The sequence below is a fragment of the Magnetospirillum sulfuroxidans genome (genome assembly GCF_018224925.1).
GTDB classification, from domain to species: domain Bacteria; phylum Pseudomonadota; class Alphaproteobacteria; order Rhodospirillales; family Magnetospirillaceae; genus Magnetospirillum; species Magnetospirillum sulfuroxidans.
Map to the genome: position 1 here is coordinate 34,104 of NZ_JAGTUF010000014.1, position 16,960 is coordinate 51,063.

The following is a 16,960-nucleotide window of genomic DNA, read 5'->3' on the forward strand; positions in this document are numbered from 1 at the left end:
GGGCGTCAGGCTTGCTCTGCCGCCAATCCGTCGAGGCCGATGGCATCGACCAGGGCGCGCAGTTCCTGACGGGCGGCAACGTTGCTGAGGTTGAGATCAAAGCCGGGAATGCCATGGCGCAGGTCCAGCAAGGTCAGGCCTTCCAGAAACAACGAGCGATAGATCACCCGTTCGCCCAAGCCGGGGGCGATGCGAAAGCCGATGCGGCGGGCCAAGTCAGCCAGCAGTTTTTCCATGGTCTGCTTGTTGCGAGCATCCAGATGGGCGAGGCGGTTGCGCAGCACGATCCAGTCGACCACCGCTTTTTCACCGCGCATGGCGCGGGTCTTCTTGGTGTCCCAAACCATTTCAGCGTAATGGCTGGGGCGGGTTATTTTCAGGGTTTCCGGTTCGACGCGGGCCAGCACGTCAAGATCGATCAAGGAATCGTTCAACGGCGTGATCAGGGTATGGGCAAAGGAATGTCCCAGCCGCGACAGATAATGGTCGGAGCCGGGGGTATCGATGACCAACACATCGTGCAGCGCGCTTAACTGAGAAAAGGTCTCTAATAATCGGCGCTCGTCGGCATCGCGGTCGGTGGTGGGCGGCAGCGCCACATGGTTGGGCGCCTTTAGGCCCAACCTGGCGAAATCCTTGCGGTTTTGCCGGTTTTGCACATAGCGGGTCAGGGTCGCCTGACGGGCGTCCAAGTCGATGGAGCCGACGCTGAGGCCGCGCCCGAGCAGACTGACGATCAGGTGCATGGACACGGTGGATTTACCGGTGCCGCCCTTTTCATTGCCGACGACGATGACGTGGGCTCGTTTGCTCATGCGCTTTCCCCCGAAGCGGTGTTTTTGATCCAGACGGCGCAATCATGGAAGGCGGCGCCGCCATTGGGCGGCACCGGATCGGCGCCGATCAGAGTGTTGATGCCGATGCCGCCGATAAAGGCTTCGTCGGGCCAGATGCCTTCCACCGCCACCACGCCGATGGCGATGCCGTCGGTGGGGTGGGCATGAACGCTGACGCCGCCGCGCCGGTTCCCCAACACGATGCAATCGCCATCGGCGATCCCCAGGCGGGCGGCATCGGCGGTATGGATCAGCGCGGTGGGCCTGCCGGCCAGTCGGCGCGAGGTCGCGGTCTCGGTGAAGCTGGTGTTGAGAAAATGGCGCGAAGGCGGGGTGATCAACCGGAACGGATGCACCGCATCGGCGTTTTCGACAATGTCCAGATGGTCGGGCAGGGCCGGCAGGCCAGCATGATCGGGGCCGATGGCCGACCAGTCGGGGGCAAAGCGGAATTTGCCGCCATGGCCGAAGCCGTCAATAAAGTGCGCCTGGGCAAAGGGAAGCGCGCAATCGAGCCAGCGGCGGGCATGCAGGGTCTCGGCATCGGGCAGGTTCGAGGCCCGCAGGCAGGCCTCGATCAGCGTCCATTCGTCCATGCTGAAGCTGGGGTGGCTGACGCCCAGCCGGTGCGCCAATTGGCTGACCAGCCAGTGATTGGACCGCGACTCGCCGATGGGGGCGATCACCGGCTTGGCGACCTGAAGGAAAGTATGGCCGTAAGCCGTGTACAGATCGGCATGTTCGACAAAGGTGGTTGCCGGCAGGACCAGATCGGCGAAACGGGCGGTCTGGGTCATCACCTGCTCGTGCACGGCGACGAACAGGTCGTCGCCGGCCAGCCCGCGCCGGACCTTGGCGGTTTCGGGGGCGACGGTGGCCGGGTTGCAGCCCTGGATCAGCATGGCGGTGACTGGCGGGCCATGGCGCAAGGCGTCGGCCTCGCCGGTCAGGATGGCGCCGATGCGGCTCATGTCCAACTGCCGGACCGGCGGTTCGGGAATATCAAGGGCGTCCATCAGGCTTCGATCAAGCGCAAAGCTGCCCGACAGGCTTTGGGTGGCGCCACCGCCGGCATGGGCCCAGGCCCCGGTCAGCACCGGCAAGCACGACGCGGCGTGCAGGTTGACGGCGCCGTTGCGGGATCGGCTCATGCCATAGCCCAGGCGGATCAGGCTGCGTTTGGTGGCGCCGTAGAGACGGGCGAAATCCTCGATGGCGGTTGTCGTCAGCCCGGTGATGGCGGCGGCCCAGGCGGGGGTGCGGCTGGCCACATGGGCGCGCAGGGCGTCGGTGCCGTCGCCATAGCGGGCCAGATAATCGGCATCGGTCAAGCCGTCGCGGAACAGCACGTGCATGACGGCGCACGCCAGGGCGGCATCGCTGCCGGGGCGGAGCATCAGGTGCAGGTCGGCTTTTTCCGCCGTCGGCGTGCGATAGGGATCGATCACCACCAGCTTGGCCCCGCGCGTCTTGCGCGCCTGCGCCATCAGCCCCATCAGATGCACCTGGGTGGCGGCGGGATTGGCGCCCCAGATCACGATCAGGTCGGACTGGACCATCTCGCGCGGGTCGATGCCCCATTTGGCCCCCACCCCGGCCATCCAGCCGGCCCCGGCGATGGAAGAACAGATGGTCTTTGACTGGCCGGAATAGCCCATGGCCCGGCGCAACCGATTGGTCGCGCCCATCTGCACCAGCCCCATGGTGCCGGCATAAAAATAAGGCCACACCGCTTGGGCGCCATCCTTGGACGCGGCACTTTGGAAACGGTGGGTGATCTCGTCCAGCGCCTCGTCCCAGGAAATGGGGGCGAAGCGGCCGGCGCCCTTGTCGCCGATCCGGCGCAGCGGGGTGGTGATGCGGTCGGGGTGATGGACACGTTCGCCATAACGGGCGACCTTGGCGCAGATCACCCCCTCGGTATAAGGCATCTTGCCGCCATGCAGGCGGCCGATGCGGCCGTCATCAAGGACGTCGACATCGACGGGACAGGCCGAGGGGCAATCGTGCGGGCAGACCGAGGATAAAGTGCGCATGGCCGCACTGTACCCAAGCCGCTGAGGGCGAGCAACGCCCAGAGCCTTTGCGGTCGAGTCCGGTGGTGTTATTGTTCCGCGACATGTTGATGTTTTCGTGACTGAAAGGAACAAGCGATTGACGGATGGGGGCCTTGAACGGATCGATTGCGCCGTCATCGGCGCCGGAATCGTCGGTCTTGCCGCTGCCCGTGCCCTGGCCATGGCCGGACGCGAGGTCATGGTCCTTGAGGCGGGGCCGGCCATCGGCGGCGGTATTTCGTCGCGCAATTCCGAAGTCATCCACGCCGGCATGTATTATCCCGCCGGCAGTCTGAAAGCGCGGTTGTGCGTGCAGGGCAATGCCTTGCTGCGTCGCTTCGCCGCCGATCATGGCGTGCCGTTTTCCCTGTGCGGCAAGCTGATCGTCGCCACCGACGCGGCCGAGGTCGCCAAGCTGGACGACATTTTGGAAAAGGGCCGGATCAACGGCGTCAGTGGCCTGAACGCCATTTCCGCCGCCGAGGCGATGGCGCTGGAGCCGGCGCTCACCTGCAAAGCCGCGTTGTTTTCCGCCCATACCGGCATCATCGACACCCACGCCCTGATGCTGGCCCTGCAAGGGGGCATCGAAAGCCGGGGCGGGGGAGTCGCCGTGCATGCGCCGGTGACCGGTGGCCAGGTCACCGATGACGGCGTGCTGTTGCAGGTGGGCGGGGGTGAGCCCCTGCGCCTGCTGGCCCGGACCGTGATCATCGCCGCCGGTCTGGCGTCGTGCCCGCTGGCCCGGTCGTTGGGATTGGCGGCGGTGCCGAAGGATTATCTGTGCAAGGGGAATTACTTCACCCTGACGGGGCGCATGCCGTTTTCGCGTCTGGTCTATCCGGTGCCGGTGGCCGCTGGGCTGGGGGTGCATTACACCATCGACATGGGCGGGCGTGGGCGCTTTGGTCCCGATGTCGAATGGGTGACGGCCGAGGATTACACCGTTGATCCGCGCCGCGCCGACCTTTTCTATGCCGCGATCCGCCGCTATTGGCCGGGGCTGGCCGATGGCGCGCTGGAACCGGCCTATGCCGGCATTCGCCCCAAGATCAATGCCGAGGGCGAGGCGGCGGCGGATTTCGCCATCCATGGTCCGGCCCAGCATGGCGGGCGCGGGGTGATCGCCTTGTACGGGATCGAATCGCCGGGCCTGACCTCGGCCTTGGCTTTGGCCGAATTGGTGAAGGAAATGGCCGCATGAGCAAGCTTGCCGCCGCCGTGGTTCCGCTGTTCTTGCTGCTGGCCGCTCCGGCCTTGGCCTTGGACAAGCCGCGTGACTGGCAGCCTCCGCCGCCCGAAGCGGTGCCCAATCACCGCGAGATCTGGCGTTCGGTGGTCATCGAATTGGGGCGCTACGCCAAGGCTCGCAAAAACGATTTCGTCGTGCTGGTCAGGAACGGCAGCGAATTGGTGGTCAAGGGCGGGCGCGAAGCCGAATGGGACGAGGTGCAAGACCCGGATGGGCGCTTTTTCGAAAAGCGTCATCCCTTGGGCCAGCCATTCCGTCCCTACGTCAATGCCGTTGACGGGCTGGTCATGGACAACCTGTATTGCGGCGCCGAAGCCTTTGGCAAGCCGCTGGATCAGGCGATCAAGGAACGCCAGGATCTGGATAAGGTGTTGGCCGATGAACGGGCCAGGGGCGTCTATCGCCCCGCCTTGCCGCAACCGATGGGGCCGTTCAGCATCGATCCGGCCGAGGAAATCCGGCGCGCCGCCGAGGTCAAGCGCGAGGCGGAAAAACTGGAGCGCCAGCGCCGCAGCCTTTATGCCATCGACGCCATGCGTCAGGCCGGACGCCGCATCTTGTCGCTGGAGCAATGCAAGACGGCGAAGGACGTGCAAGCCGCCTATCGCGATGGGATTCGCGATCGGGTTCTGACCTATGCCCATGATGGCGATGAGGTCCTCAATCGCATCCCCTCGGGTCATCCCTGGGGGGAAAACGCCGATCCGGTGCCAACCCTCAACCAGGCCCGCAACTGGCTGCCGGTGCTGCGCGCCAATCAGTTCGGCAGCAAGGCCGAGTGGGTTGGCGCGATGGAACGTACCAATCACGACATGTTGCTGGTCGATGTCGCGTATCGCGGTGTCGATGGCCTGTCTTATGCCGATGTCTTGCGGCTCAAATACAAAAAGCTGGGCTCGCGCCGGCTGGTGTTCGCGGTTCTGTCGCTGGGCCGGGCCTATGATTGGCGCTGGTATTGGCAAAAGGACTGGCGGGTCGGCGCCCCGCCATTCCTGTTTGCCCCCGATAGCGATGATCCCGGCGCCTACATCACCGTGATGGAAAATGCGCAATGGAAGGAATTGCTGGGCAAGACGCTGGTTGGTATCGTCGATGCCGGGTTTGACGGCGTGGTGCTGGATGATACCGACACCTATCTGTGGTTCGAAGAGTTGATGCCGCTGCGATGATCGAGACGCCGTCATGCTGAAAGCCGCCCGTTCATACGAAGAGGCGTGCCGCACCTTCCGGTGGCGCTTGCCGGAGCGTTACAACATGGCGTTCGACGTCTGCGACCGGCAGACCATGGCGGGGGCTGACGGTCATCGGACGGCGCTGATCGTCGAGGCCGCCGACGGTTCGGTCGAGCGTCATACCTTCCACATGCTGCGGCTGCTGTCCAACCGGCTGGCCAATGTCTTAAGCGCGCGCGGCATTGGCCAAGGCGATCGGGTCGCGGTGGCCTTGGCCCCCTCGGTGGAAGCGGCGGCAGCGGTGCTGGCCGTGTTGAAAATGGGGGCGGTGCTGGTGCCGTTGCCGTTGTCCTTGGGCGAGGAGCCGCTGGCTTGGCGGTTGGCCGATTCGGGGGCGCGGGCGGCGGTGGCAGCCGATTTCATGGCCGCCCGGATCAATAACGCCCGGCACGGCGCCCCCGCTTTGACCACGCTTTTGCTGGCGGGCGATTGCGGTGACTGCGGTGAAGATCTCTGGGCCGCCCTGCACGGGGCCAGCGACGCCTTTGCTCCGGTGGTCAGCGGCCTGGACACCCCGGCCTTGCTGGCCTATCCCGAATCGGCCATGGGTAAGCCCACCGGCTTTTTGCACGGGCATGGCGCGCTGCTGGGGAATTTGCCGGCGGTGGAATTCGGCTTGGGCTTCTTTCCGCAATTTGGCGACATCTTGTGGACCTCGGCCGATTGGATGAGCTTTCCCGCCCTGATGTGGGCGGTGTTGCCGGCTTGGCATCACGGTGTGCCGGTGGTGGCCGGGCCGCATGATCAAGACGCCCAGGCTCATCTGGGGCTGATGGCGCGTCAAGGCGTGCGGGTGGCGTGGATGCCGCCCGACCATTTGGCCCAACTGACCCAATTGGCGGCGACGACGCCGCATCCGTTGCCGCGTGTGCTGGGCAGCGGGCCGCAACCGCTGGAAACCGGGCTGCGCGATTTGGTGGCCAAAGTTTTCGGCATTGCTGCCCATGAAATCTGGGGAACATTGGAAATCGGCGCTGTCGTCGCCAATAACGCCAGTGTGATGGAAATTCGCCCCGGTTCGCCCGGCAAGGCGGCGCCCGGCATCACCGTCGAGGCGGTGGACGGCTTGGGCCGGGTGTTGCGGGCCGGCGATTCCGGTTTTCTGGCCTTGGCTCCCAAGGCTCCGGGGGCTTGCTTGGGGCGGTGGGCGCGGGATGCCTGGCATGGCGGTCGGCTGGTCAATGGCTGGTTGCCGTCGTCGCAGGCCGGTCACCGTGATCTGGACGGCTACATCTGGCCCGATGCCGCCGATCCCTTGCCCGGCGTGGTCACCATTGATGGCCAACCGGTGGCGCTGAGTGAAATTGAAACCGCCCTGACCTGGCATCCGCGTGTCGCCGCCGCCGGCGTGACCGGCTTGGCCGATGGCGGGCTGAAGGCCTTTATCGCCACCGCCGGCGGCAGTGGTGACGTCCATCTGGCCCGCGAGCTGCAGGTGTGGGTGGCGGCGCGGCGCGGCTTGCGCGAAGTGCCGGGCCGCATCGAATTCGTCGATGCCATCCCTTTGCGGGCCGATGGCAGCACCGATATCGAGGAATTGTTGGGCCGCCCGGTCCGCCTGGTCGCCCCCGATCCCGAGGAACGGATTTAACTCAATCCCAATCGCGGGCCGTGATAGTCGCGCCCCGCCCAATCCGGGTGATCCAGGCACCAGCCGATGGTGCTGGCGATACCGGCGCTGAACGTGGTCTCGGCCTGCCAGCCGAGGCTGTCCCTGGCATGGCTGGCATCAATGCCGTAACGGCGGTCATGGCCGGGGCGGTCGGCGACGAAACTGATCAGGCGCTGGCGTGGGCCGGCCGGATCTGGACGCAATTGATCCAATTGGTGGCAGATGGTGTTCACTACCTCAAGATTGCTGCGATCCTCGCCCGCGCCGAACAGATAGGTTTGCCCCGGCTGGCCTCGCTCCAGCGCGGCCAGCAGGCCGGCGGCGTGATCGTCCACATGCAACCAATCCCGCCGGTGGCCGCCATCGCCATAGACGGGCAAAGGCAGGCCGCTCAGGGCTTTTTGAATGACCAGGGGGATCAGTTTTTCCGGGAATTGCCAGGGGCCGAAATTGTTGCTGCAATTGGTGACGATCACCGGCAGACCGTAAGTGGTCATCCATGCCCGGGCCAGATGATCGGATGCTGCCTTACTGGCGGAATAGGGTGAGTTGGGGCGATAGGGCGAGGTGGTGGAAAACAGCGCATCATCGGCTTCCAGGCTACCGAAGACTTCGTCCGTGGACACATGGACAAAGCGGAAATCATCGGGGCAGGGCAGGGGGCGCCAATAGCGGCGCACCGCTTCCAGCAATTGAAACGTGCCGAGGATATTGTGCTCGATGAAATCGCCGGGATGGTCAATGGAGCGATCCACGTGGGTTTCCGCCGCCAGATGAAAGATCGCCTGGGGCCGGTATTGCTGGAGAACGGCATCCACGGCGGCGCCGTCGCGGATGTCGGCGCGAATAAAGGCATGGGGTGAAGGCAAGGGGGGCAGGGCATCCAGGCAGGCGGCATAGCCGAGGCGGTCCAGGGCGATCACCGGACCTCGACCTAGGGCGACTAAGCGGCGGGTCAGGGCCGAGCCAATGAATCCGGCGGCCCCGGTCACCAAAATAGTCATCAATTCATCCCCGCGATATCATTCAGAAAGTCTTACGTCATGCTGCCATGAACGCAGGCTTGGGGCCATACTTCTTGGGGGTGGCGGTTGCGCGCTCAATCAAAAGGTAGTAAGTTTTTTGTGGAGTCTGTCGGCGATCATTGAATAGGGATCGTTTCGGCTTTTCTCCCGGTTGCTTTTACCAATGCTCTTGACGAGCGGCCAAACGTCGCCGTTGTTTCCAGGCAGGAGGATCCATGTCCGAATCGACTACTCTGTCCGCGATCGAGGAACAGGCGTTCCAATTGTCCCGCGCCGCCATCTTCCTGGACCAAGCCAAGACCGACCGCAGCAAATTGGCCGAAGCGCTGGAACTTAACCTGATGGTGTGGGTGGCGCTACGCACTCTGATTACCGGCGATGGCTGCATGGCATCGGCGCAGGTGGTGGAAAACCTGATCCGTCTGGCCAATTTCGTTGCCGAAAAGACCCTGGCCGGGGCCGAAGCCGCCAGCGAGGCAACCATCGACGCCCTGATCAACGTCAATCTGCAAATTTCCGAAGGTCTGCTGGAAGGCAACAAGGGCTGATCGGCCCCGCCTGAACGCGAACTCCGCCGCCGCGCCGAGACCTTGGCGCGGCGCGCCGGAGGTTGGCAGGGGGCGGTTGCCAAGGCGGCGGTTGTCGGCAGACTTGTTCCTCAGGCGCGCGGTCGGGTGCGGCCAATGCCGCGTCGGCGGACATCGCTCAGTAATGTCTGTTCCACATGGCGCCCCTGAAACAGGGTGACGCCGACGGAATGGCCGTATTCGATCGCCGAGGGCGTGTCGCAACGGGCCAAGATGATGCGGGTGACGCCAATGCGGCGCAAGGCGTCGGTCTTTTGATCCTTTTCGTCGGTCAACGCCGGGTCCCAGATCAGCTTGATCAGGTCGGCGCCCAGACGCTCGCGGTCGACAAAGGGCAGCATGGAATAGGCCAGCCCATCGACACAGATGCGATAACCGCGATCATGGGCGAAGTCGCGGGCGAAGAGATAGGCGCCCAGATCGGCGAAAATATCCACTTTCTGCAATTCCAGCACGATGGTGCCGCGCATGCCGGCCTTGACGTTGTCGTCGAACACCATGAATTCCGGCGACAGGATGGTCGAGACGTTGAGGTTCAGGCTGATATCGCCTTCCAAGGTGCGGTCGTCGTGCTTGTTGAGCAATGACAGTACCCGGCGATCCAAGGTTTCCGTCAGTTGCTGGAACAGCCACGGGCTGGAATTCATGTTGACGTTGGGCATCAACGTCTGCCGCAAATCGGCAATGGAAATGAACAATTCGTGGAAGACCGGTTGCGGCGGCGATTGGCCGACGATGGCGCATACCGCCTGACGGCGCATCAGGTTGGACAGATCGGCTTGTCCCAACCCAGCCTCGACCCGGGCCAGCAATTCCGGCGTGAACGGGGCGCCCTTGGGCTTGAGCTGGATCCGGGCTTCGATGCCGGCTTTTTCCTGGTCGGCCCGCCGCCGCGCCTGTTCCGCCGCCAGCATCTTCTGCGCCAGGGCGACCAGGGTGTCGTATTCCTTTTCCAGATCGTACCACGTGCACAACGTGCCCTTTTGCACGTCATCGACGATCAGTTGGTCGTCGGAAAACAAGAAACGCAGCTTGACGATGGAGGATTCGATCTCGTCTTGGGCTTGGGCCTTGTAGACCACCATCAGATCGGCATTGCCCAGGGTGAAGGACTGGGCTTGCAACATCTTGACCAGATTGTCGAAGGTGGCGGCGGCGATGCGCAAATGCTGCTCGCGCCGATTCTGGGCCGACAGGCCCGACAGATGAATGTGCACGGCGCGCCGTTCGCTGCGGTGCCGTTCCAGCCGGTTGAGGTAATCCAGCAGCAGGTGTTCCTGGCTGGCGACGCGGGCTTTGGCGACGGGCGGGCTTCCAAGCATGGGGCGATCCTACCTGAAAACCTTGAGCGGCGGAAACAGGTCAAGCATGTCGTTGTTGCCGCAATCGACCCGAGGCCGGCCCGAGATGACGCCGTGACGCTGGTTGCATTGAGCGAGGGTGCAGGCGCTGGCCTTGTCGCATTGCGCCATGGTGACGGCGGCGACCATGGAATCAAGAAAGCGTCCCTGGAAGTGATGAATGCCTTGGCCCATGCCCCAGGTGATCGAGGTCTCTGTGTCGCAACGGGCCAGGATGACGCGCCGGAATCCCACCGGGCCAAGGGCTTGATGCAGTTCGGCCGTCACCACCTCGTCGGCCATGTCCGGGCTCCAGTTGACCTTGACGAAGTCGCAATCATAGCGCTCGGCATCCATGAATTGCAGGGTGATCGGGCTCATGCCGTCCAGAACCGTCTTGTGTCCGTGCGAGCGCAGGAAGTCGCGGGCACGGAAAAAACCGTCCAGATTGTTGAAGATGTCCACCAACTGGAATTCGACCACCAAACCGGCCTTGCCGCGGATGGCGGCCTCGAATTGTTTGAACACCTGGGTGTCCACGGTGGCCATGTTCAGGTTGACGGAAAAAGCGGTGGGGGTCTTGCGAAAGCCGGCATCTTGCAGCACCGACAGAACCCGCAGATCGAGAACTTGCGACAGATGTTGGAACAGCCAGCGATTGGCCAGGATGTTGACGTCGGGGGCCAGGACCTTTTGCAGGTCCATGATCGACATATAGAATTCCTGAAAGGCCACTTCCGCCGTCATCTTGTCGGAAAAGCGGATGCATGGCTGGCGGCGGACCACGCCGGCGATATCGGTGACGCCGATGCGTTCCAGCACCTTGGTCAGGTTGCGGGCATCCAGCGGCTGGATTGGGGTGGCGTTGCGCGCTTGGACGATCCGTTTCTTGGCGTCGGCCAGCAAGTCGCCGCAGACAGCGAAAAATGTGTCGTATTCGCTTTCCAGGTCATAAAAGGTGACGAAGCGGTCTTCGCCATCCACCGTCTCGGAATAGGTCAGGGGGTCTTTCGAGAACAGGGCGCGCAGCTTGTAGACGATGGCGTCCAGATCGGCCAGCCGCGCATCCTTGCAGATCAGCATGATGTCGTTGTTGGTCAACAAGAACATCTGGCCGCGGAACATGTCGACCATGCTCTCGAACATGCGGAAGGCGATCCGGATCTTGGCTTCTTCGCGGTTGGGAGGCAGCAGGCGCGACAGATGCAGGTGCAGGGCCTGGCGTCCTTCACGGATACGGCCCACGCGTTCCGCCGCGTCAAAGAGAAGATTCTCTGACGTGACGATTTCCTGCGGCTTGTCCCCGAACGCGGTCGCGTTCATCTTTTCCCCGTTCTGGCGAAAGCATGCCCAATTCGACCACGCGGATCGGGCGGCGTTGTCCTTGTCGGTGCAAACCGGCAAGGTTAAGTGAGTATCCAAAATACATCGCGACGTCGGGTGAGCCTAGAACGAAATGAACATTTCCCAAAGGCCGCTTCGACTTCGCTTCAATCCTTGCGTGTCAGTGATGACAGGCATTGCCGTTTTAGCGATGATCGACCGATTGCTTGAAGGCGGCCCGGTCACGATGGCGGGGCGGTCTTTATGACGTGGTGACGGCATTTTCCTTGCAACCGTGCGGCCCTTGGGTTAGCTGACCGGTTGGACACTTTTCGGGACTCATCCATGACCGAACTTTCTGTGCTGGCCGAACGGGTTGCCGGGTTGAAGGACAAGCCGGTGTTATGTGTCGGCGACGCCATGCTGGACCGCTTTGTTTATGGCGCGGTCGAGCGCATTTCGCCCGAGGCGCCGATCCCGGTGCTGCGCATCGAACGCGAGGCGGCCATGCTGGGCGGCGCCGGCAATGTGGTGCGCAATCTGGTCGCCCTGGGGGCGATACCGACTTTTGTCGCCGTCGTCGGCGATGACGATGCCGGGCGCGAGGTCGGGCGGCTGTTGGGCGATCATGCCGGCATCGATCCGTGTCTGGTGGTCGAGGGCAAGCGCCAGACCACCATCAAGACCCGCTTTTTCGCCTCTTCCCAGCAATTGCTGCGCGCCGATCGCGAAACCAGCATGCCGCTGGCCGCGCACAGCCTGAAACAGGTGCTTGATCGCGCCCGTGGCTTGATTGCCCAATCGGGCTGCGTCGTTTTGTCCGATTACGGCAAGGGGGTGTTGTGCGCCCCGGTTCCGGCGGAACTGATCGCCGCCGCCCATGCTGCCGGCAAGCCGGTTGTGGTTGATCCCAAGGGCAATGATTACAGCCGCTATCGCGGCGCCACCGTGCTTACGCCCAATCGCAAGGAATTGCAGGAAGCCACCGGCATGAACGTGGACGGTGACGAAGCCATCGTCGCCGCCTGTCGCCATCTCATTGACAGTTGTGGGATCGGCGCCGTGTTGGCGACCCGCTCGCAGGACGGCATGACGTTGGTGACCGATGACGGTCAGGTGCATCACCTGCCGGCGGAAGCGCGCGAGGTGTTCGACGTCTCCGGCGCCGGCGATACCGTGGTCGCCACCTTGGCCGCCGCTTTGGCCGCCGGCGGCTCGCTGCTGGACGGCGCCCGGTTGGCCAATGTCGCCGCCGGCATTGTTGTCGCCAAGGTTGGCACCGCTGTCGCCTATGCCGATGAAGTGGTGGCGGCCTTGCATCACGACGAGCTGATGCTGGGCGAAACCAAGGTTTTGGGCTGGGACGGCGCCGCCGATGTGGCCGAGATCTGGCGCCGCAAGGGCGAAAGCGTCGGTTTCACCAATGGCTGTTTCGATCTGTTGCATCCCGGTCATATCTCGCTGCTGACCCAGGCGCGGGCGGCCTGCGACCGGCTGGTGGTCGGCCTTAACTCCGATGCTTCGGTCGGGCGCCTCAAGGGGCCGACCCGACCGGTGCAATCCGAGGCGGCGCGGGCGACCGTTCTCGCCTCGTTGTCCATGGTTGATCTGGTGGTGATCTTCGGCGAAGACACGCCGTTGCAGCTGATCCGCCATCTGCGCCCCGATATCTTGGTCAAGGGCGCCGATTACACGGTGGAAACCGTGGTTGGCGCCGCCGATGTCATGAGCTGGGGCGGCAAGGTGGTGTTGGCCAATCTGGTTCAGGGCCAAAGCACCACCAACACCATCAAGAAGATGAACGGGGCATAGACATGGCCGATTACCCGCACCTGACCCAATTGGGCCAAGCCGCCAGCCTGCCCGCCGACCCAGAGCAGGCGGTGCTGGAAGTGGTGCCCAATCCCCACCCCGATACGGTTTATTGCGTGCGCTTCACCGCGCCGGAATTCACGTCGCTGTGTCCGATGACCGGTCAGCCCGATTTCGCCCATCTGGTCATCGATTACGTGCCGGGGGCGCATCTGGTCGAATCGAAATCGTTAAAGCTGTTTCTGGGCAGTTTTCGCAACCACGGCGCCTTCCATGAAGCCTGTACGGTGATGATCGGCAAAAGGGTGGCGGAAGCGACCGAAGCGCAATGGCTGCGCATCGGTGGTTATTGGTATCCGCGCGGCGGGATCCCCATTGACGTCTTTTGGCAAACCGGGACGCCCCCCAGCGGCCTGTGGCTGCCCGACCAGGGGGTGCCCGCCTATCGCGGCCGGGGCTAACAAATCAATGCATCCATGCGCGAAGGAGGCCGGGGCGTGGCGACGGCTCCCCAGGATCACATAAGCGGGCCGCCGGCAAAGTCGCTGATCCGGGCCAAGGCCATGGAGCTGGGTTTCGATACGGTCGGCTTTGCCCCGGCGACGGCCGATCCGGCTTGGCGTCGCCATCTGGATCAATACGTGGCCGAGGGCCGCCACGGCGAGATGACCTGGATGGCCGAGCGCATGGAACAGCGCGCCAGCCCACAAGGTTTGTGGCCGCACGTCCGCGCGGTGGTGGTGCTGGGCAGCAATTACACCCCCAAGGGCGATGCTCTGTCGCTGTTGGCCCATCCCGAACGCGGCAACATCAGCGTCTATGCCCGCGGCAAGGATTACCACGATGTGGTGAAGAAGCGGCTGAAGGCGTTGGCGCGCTGGATGGTGGACAGCCTGGGCGGCGATCTTAAGGTTTTCGTCGATACCGCCCCGGTGATGGAAAAGCCCATCGCCGCCGGGTCCGGCGTGGGCTGGCAGGGGCGGCACACCAATGTGGTGTCGCGCCGTTTCGGCTCGTGGCTGTTCTTGGGAGAAATCTATACCAGCTTGGCTTTGCCCGCTGATGCGGCCGAACCCGATCATTGCGGCTCGTGCCGGGCTTGCGTTACGGCCTGCCCGACCGGGGCGCTGGACGGACATGGCCGGATCGAGCCGCGCCGCTGCATTTCCTATCTGACCATCGAGCATAAAGGGGCGATCGCCGAGGAATTACGGCCCTTGCTGGGGAATCGCATTTACGGCTGTGACGATTGCATGGCGGTGTGCCCATGGAATAAATTCTCGCCGGCCACGGCCGAGCCTGAATTCTTCCCTCGCCTGGAAATGCAGGCGCCGCGTCTGGCTGATCTGGCCGGGCTGGACGATGCCAGCTTTCGCCAGGTATTTGCCGCTTCGCCGGTCAAACGCATCGGCCGCGATCGGATGATGCGCAATGTGCTGATCGCCATGGGCAATAGCGGAGATGCTTCGGTGTTGCCGGCGGCCATGCGATTGCTTGCCGATAACAATCCAGTCGTGGTGGATGCCGCCCAGTGGGCCATTCAAAGGTTGTCTGAGGGCTGACGGCAAAGGGCGGCCCAAGGCCGCCCTTTGCTGTTTTGATGCGATGGGGGCGGCTCAGCCTTCGGCGGCCAAAGCCCGGGCCATCTGCGACAATGCTTCCTGGTGCTTTTCGTTTTGGATGCTGGAAAAATTGCGGGCCAGCTCCAGGCACATGCGTTGGCGGGCGCTCAGGTCAGTTGCGCGTTGGTTGTCCAGCCCTTCAAAGAAATAGCTGACCGGAACTCCCAGAACCTGAGCGATCTCATACAGCCGGCCGGCGGAAATGCGGTTGATGCCGCGTTCGTATTTATGGGCCTGCTGATAGGTCACTCCGATCAAATCGGCCATCTGTTGCTGGGACAAGCCGAGCATGATGCGCCGCTCGCGAATTCGAATGCCGACGTGACGGTCGGTATCGTTGGCGCGGTTGGCCGGGCGGGCAACGGAGGGATCTTTCTCTGCGGTCATGGGGCGATGCTGACTTTGTTGGTGTGGTGGGTTGTAGGTGATGTCCGCTGTATCGGGCATAGTTAAGTCGTCCTTTTCCATAGTCGGAAATCTGATAACTGGCAACAGCCTACGCAATGTTCGAGACGGAAAACGTATGAGGTCTGGAATCTATACAGAATAAAATAATATTTATTTTGTTTATATTGTCACCCATGCAATGCAACCCCGGAGTGATGGTTTGCCGGCATCATTGGTCGTTGGCAACGTCGGCAGCGCTTCTTCCGCCCAAAGGCGCAAGCGTCAGGGTTGCTGCCTGTTAGGGTATATGCGCTCTCGCAAGCGGTCATACCAGTGTGGATATCCGAAATTCGATGAATTTAGGCCGTCGGCGGTGGTGCGATAGCCGGCTTGGCGCTGACTTATATGGTCAGATCGAGGATGCGTCCCGAGGCGAGGCGCGGCAAGCCGGGGGCCTGGACGTCACTGGCGAAGCCCGATAAGGGATTGGCATTGGTCTGCGATGTGGCGCGGCCATAAGCGCCGATGCCGTTCAGCCGGGTCGAGGCGGCGCTGTCGGCGGCGCCATCGCCTTGGGTAAAGATTTTCGCCAAAAAGTTGGTGAAGGCCCCCAGCAATCCGCGCCCGCCGCTGGCCGACCGGGATTGCAGGGGGGCAGAAGAAAAATCGCCGGATTCGTCGGCATCGACCGTGAAGTGTTGTGCCTGGTCTTCGACCGCCACATTGTCTTGATTGGCGACCTTCTTCTCGCCAACCTCGAATCGTTCCTTGCTGGGGTCGGCGGCGCGCACGGCCGCACTGGCCGCCGGCCGTATCTGCAACGGGGCGGTGCGGGGATCAAGCGAGGATGTGGTCAAATCGCCCAAGGGCGACCTCCTGCCAACGGACCGGAAACCAGTACACAGCATAAGCCCGCCGACAAGCGGCGGGCAATGGGATCAAATTCAGCGGTGAGCGTTTGTCGATATTATTTCTTCGACAAGGCGCTGATTTGCTGTTGCAGCGCCGCCAATTGATTCTGCAATTCCTCCATGGAGGGCGCCAGCGGCATCTTCGGCAGGCCGTCTTCGCCCAATTGGAAGAAATTGGGGGTGAACATTTTCATCGCCGATTCGAAAAAGGCCATGTTCTGTTTGCCGACTTCTTCCAACTGGCCGAAGGGGAACAGGCCGTCCAGGGCCTTTTCCATCACCTGACGCATCTGGTGTTCGTTGGTGGCGAAAGACTGCATGGAATGTTCCAGGTAGCGCGGGACCAGTCCGCCAAGCGAGTCGCCGTAAAAGCCGATCAACTGGCGCAGGAAGCCGATGGGCAGCAGGTTCTGCCCCCCCTTGGATTCTTCTTCGACGATAATCTGGGTCAGCACGGACCGGGTGATATCCTCGCCGCTTTTGGCGTCGTAGACGACGAAATCGGTGCCTTCCTTGACCATCTGCGCCAAGTGATCCAGCGTTACGTAGCTGGAAGTGGCCGTGTTATAAAGCCGGCGATTGGCGTATTTCTTAATGGTGATCGGCGCCTGGGGCGCGCTTTTGGTCTCGGACATCTTGGCTTCGCTTCCGCTGTTGGATTTTCATTCTATGCTACCAGAGTTTTCGCAATCGCGCCGAATGGCAAGATATTTTTCACGGCACTGCAATATGCCAAGGCGTTGCCGGGCTGGTCAAAAACCAACGTCGGGAGTATGCTTGACCCATGTCTGAAGCGCCGCCGGATTTCAGTTCGCTTGCGCGCCGTTACCTTGATCTGTGGCAAGAACAGGTGACGGCCATGGCCAATGAACCGGCGCTGGCCGAAGCGCTCGCCCATGGCATTGCCGCCATGACCGAAGGGGCGAACGCCTTTGTCCATGCGGCATCCGCCGGCGCCGATTCC

Annotated in this window: 16 protein-coding genes; 7 read left to right on the forward strand and 9 right to left on the reverse strand. The window is 62.8% G+C overall.

What is annotated here, in order from left to right:
* Positions 1–5 precede the first annotated feature (5 nt).
* Together mipZ1 and KEC16_RS13975 are read right to left on the reverse strand one after the other, a co-directional pair.
* Positions 6–815: a division plane-positioning ATPase MipZ1 gene (gene mipZ1, locus KEC16_RS13970; RefSeq protein WP_211549965.1), complete on the reverse strand. Its 810-nt coding sequence runs from the start codon at positions 813–815 to the stop codon at positions 6–8.
* Positions 812–2,872 carry a molybdopterin oxidoreductase family protein gene (locus KEC16_RS13975; protein WP_211549967.1) on the reverse strand — a complete coding sequence of 687 codons (2,061 nt, stop codon included), beginning with the start codon at positions 2,870–2,872 and terminating at the stop codon, positions 812–814. The genes mipZ1 and KEC16_RS13975 overlap by 4 nt, the downstream gene beginning before the upstream one ends.
* A 118-nt stretch (positions 2,873–2,990) precedes the next feature.
* Between KEC16_RS13975 and KEC16_RS13980 the strand changes: the two genes are divergently transcribed.
* From KEC16_RS13980 to KEC16_RS13990, 3 genes are read left to right on the forward strand one after another with little or no spacing between them, the layout of a single operon-like run.
* Positions 2,991–4,097 (forward strand): NAD(P)/FAD-dependent oxidoreductase, encoded by a 1,107-nt coding sequence (locus tag KEC16_RS13980; protein ID WP_249209194.1) that lies wholly within the window; start codon positions 2,991–2,993, stop codon positions 4,095–4,097.
* A complete protein-coding gene (locus tag KEC16_RS13985; RefSeq protein WP_211549969.1) occupies positions 4,094–5,314 on the forward strand; it encodes a hypothetical protein in 1,221 nt (406 codons plus the stop codon). The genes KEC16_RS13980 and KEC16_RS13985 overlap by 4 nt, the downstream gene beginning before the upstream one ends.
* A gap of 13 nt (positions 5,315–5,327) precedes the next feature.
* A complete protein-coding gene (locus KEC16_RS13990) occupies positions 5,328–6,968 on the forward strand; it encodes an AMP-binding protein (protein WP_211549971.1) in 1,641 nt (546 codons plus the stop codon).
* On the opposite strand, the gene rfbB is transcribed toward KEC16_RS13990, so the two are convergent.
* Positions 6,965–7,993 carry a dTDP-glucose 4,6-dehydratase gene (rfbB, locus tag KEC16_RS13995; RefSeq protein ID WP_211549973.1) on the reverse strand — a complete coding sequence of 343 codons (1,029 nt, stop codon included), beginning with the start codon at positions 7,991–7,993 and terminating at the stop codon, positions 6,965–6,967. The genes KEC16_RS13990 and rfbB overlap by 4 nt on opposite strands.
* Before the next feature lie 236 nt (positions 7,994–8,229).
* Here rfbB and KEC16_RS14000 point away from each other — a divergent pair, with 236 nt between their 5' ends.
* Positions 8,230–8,562: a flagellar biosynthesis regulator FlaF gene (locus KEC16_RS14000; RefSeq protein WP_211549975.1), complete on the forward strand. Its 333-nt coding sequence runs from the start codon at positions 8,230–8,232 to the stop codon at positions 8,560–8,562.
* A gap of 110 nt (positions 8,563–8,672) precedes the next feature.
* Here KEC16_RS14000 and KEC16_RS14005 read toward each other — a convergent pair whose 3' ends face one another.
* Together KEC16_RS14005 and KEC16_RS14010 are read right to left on the reverse strand one after the other, a co-directional pair.
* Positions 8,673–9,923 carry an EAL domain-containing protein gene (locus tag KEC16_RS14005; protein WP_211549977.1) on the reverse strand — a complete coding sequence of 417 codons (1,251 nt, stop codon included), beginning with the start codon at positions 9,921–9,923 and terminating at the stop codon, positions 8,673–8,675.
* A gap of 9 nt (positions 9,924–9,932) precedes the next feature.
* Positions 9,933–11,264: a hypothetical protein gene (locus KEC16_RS14010; protein ID WP_211549979.1), complete on the reverse strand. Its 1,332-nt coding sequence runs from the start codon at positions 11,262–11,264 to the stop codon at positions 9,933–9,935.
* Positions 11,265–11,609: 345 nt separating this feature from the next.
* Between KEC16_RS14010 and rfaE1 the strand changes: the two genes are divergently transcribed.
* Genes rfaE1 through queG form a run of 3 tightly spaced genes read left to right on the forward strand, consistent with a single transcriptional unit; the run spans position 11,610 to position 14,638 of the window.
* A complete protein-coding gene (gene rfaE1 / locus KEC16_RS14015; RefSeq protein WP_211549981.1) occupies positions 11,610–13,076 on the forward strand; it encodes a D-glycero-beta-D-manno-heptose-7-phosphate kinase in 1,467 nt (488 codons plus the stop codon).
* A gap of 2 nt (positions 13,077–13,078) precedes the next feature.
* The gene (gene queF, locus KEC16_RS14020; RefSeq protein WP_211549983.1) at positions 13,079–13,537 is read left to right on the forward strand and encodes a preQ(1) synthase; all 459 of its coding nucleotides are present in this window, start codon (positions 13,079–13,081) and stop codon (positions 13,535–13,537) included.
* 36 nt (positions 13,538–13,573) lie between these two features.
* Entirely contained in the window at positions 13,574–14,638 is a 1,065-nt protein-coding gene (gene queG / locus KEC16_RS14025; protein ID WP_346344089.1) for a tRNA epoxyqueuosine(34) reductase QueG, read from the forward strand.
* A gap of 54 nt (positions 14,639–14,692) precedes the next feature.
* Here the strand turns inward: queG and KEC16_RS14030 are convergent, their stop codons facing one another.
* From KEC16_RS14030 to KEC16_RS14045, 4 genes are all read right to left on the reverse strand, one after another.
* The gene (locus KEC16_RS14030) at positions 14,693–15,085 is read right to left on the reverse strand and encodes a helix-turn-helix domain-containing protein (protein WP_211549988.1); all 393 of its coding nucleotides are present in this window, start codon (positions 15,083–15,085) and stop codon (positions 14,693–14,695) included.
* A gap of 401 nt (positions 15,086–15,486) precedes the next feature.
* Positions 15,487–15,951, reverse strand: coding sequence for a hypothetical protein (locus tag KEC16_RS14035; RefSeq protein ID WP_211549990.1), 465 nt, complete (start codon positions 15,949–15,951; stop codon positions 15,487–15,489).
* 101 nt (positions 15,952–16,052) lie between these two features.
* A complete protein-coding gene (gene phaR / locus KEC16_RS14040) occupies positions 16,053–16,631 on the reverse strand; it encodes a polyhydroxyalkanoate synthesis repressor PhaR (protein WP_211549992.1) in 579 nt (192 codons plus the stop codon).
* Positions 16,632–16,663: 32 nt separating this feature from the next.
* Positions 16,664–16,936 (reverse strand): hypothetical protein, encoded by a 273-nt coding sequence (locus KEC16_RS14045; protein ID WP_211549994.1) that lies wholly within the window; start codon positions 16,934–16,936, stop codon positions 16,664–16,666.
* Positions 16,937–16,960: the final 24 nt, after the last annotated feature.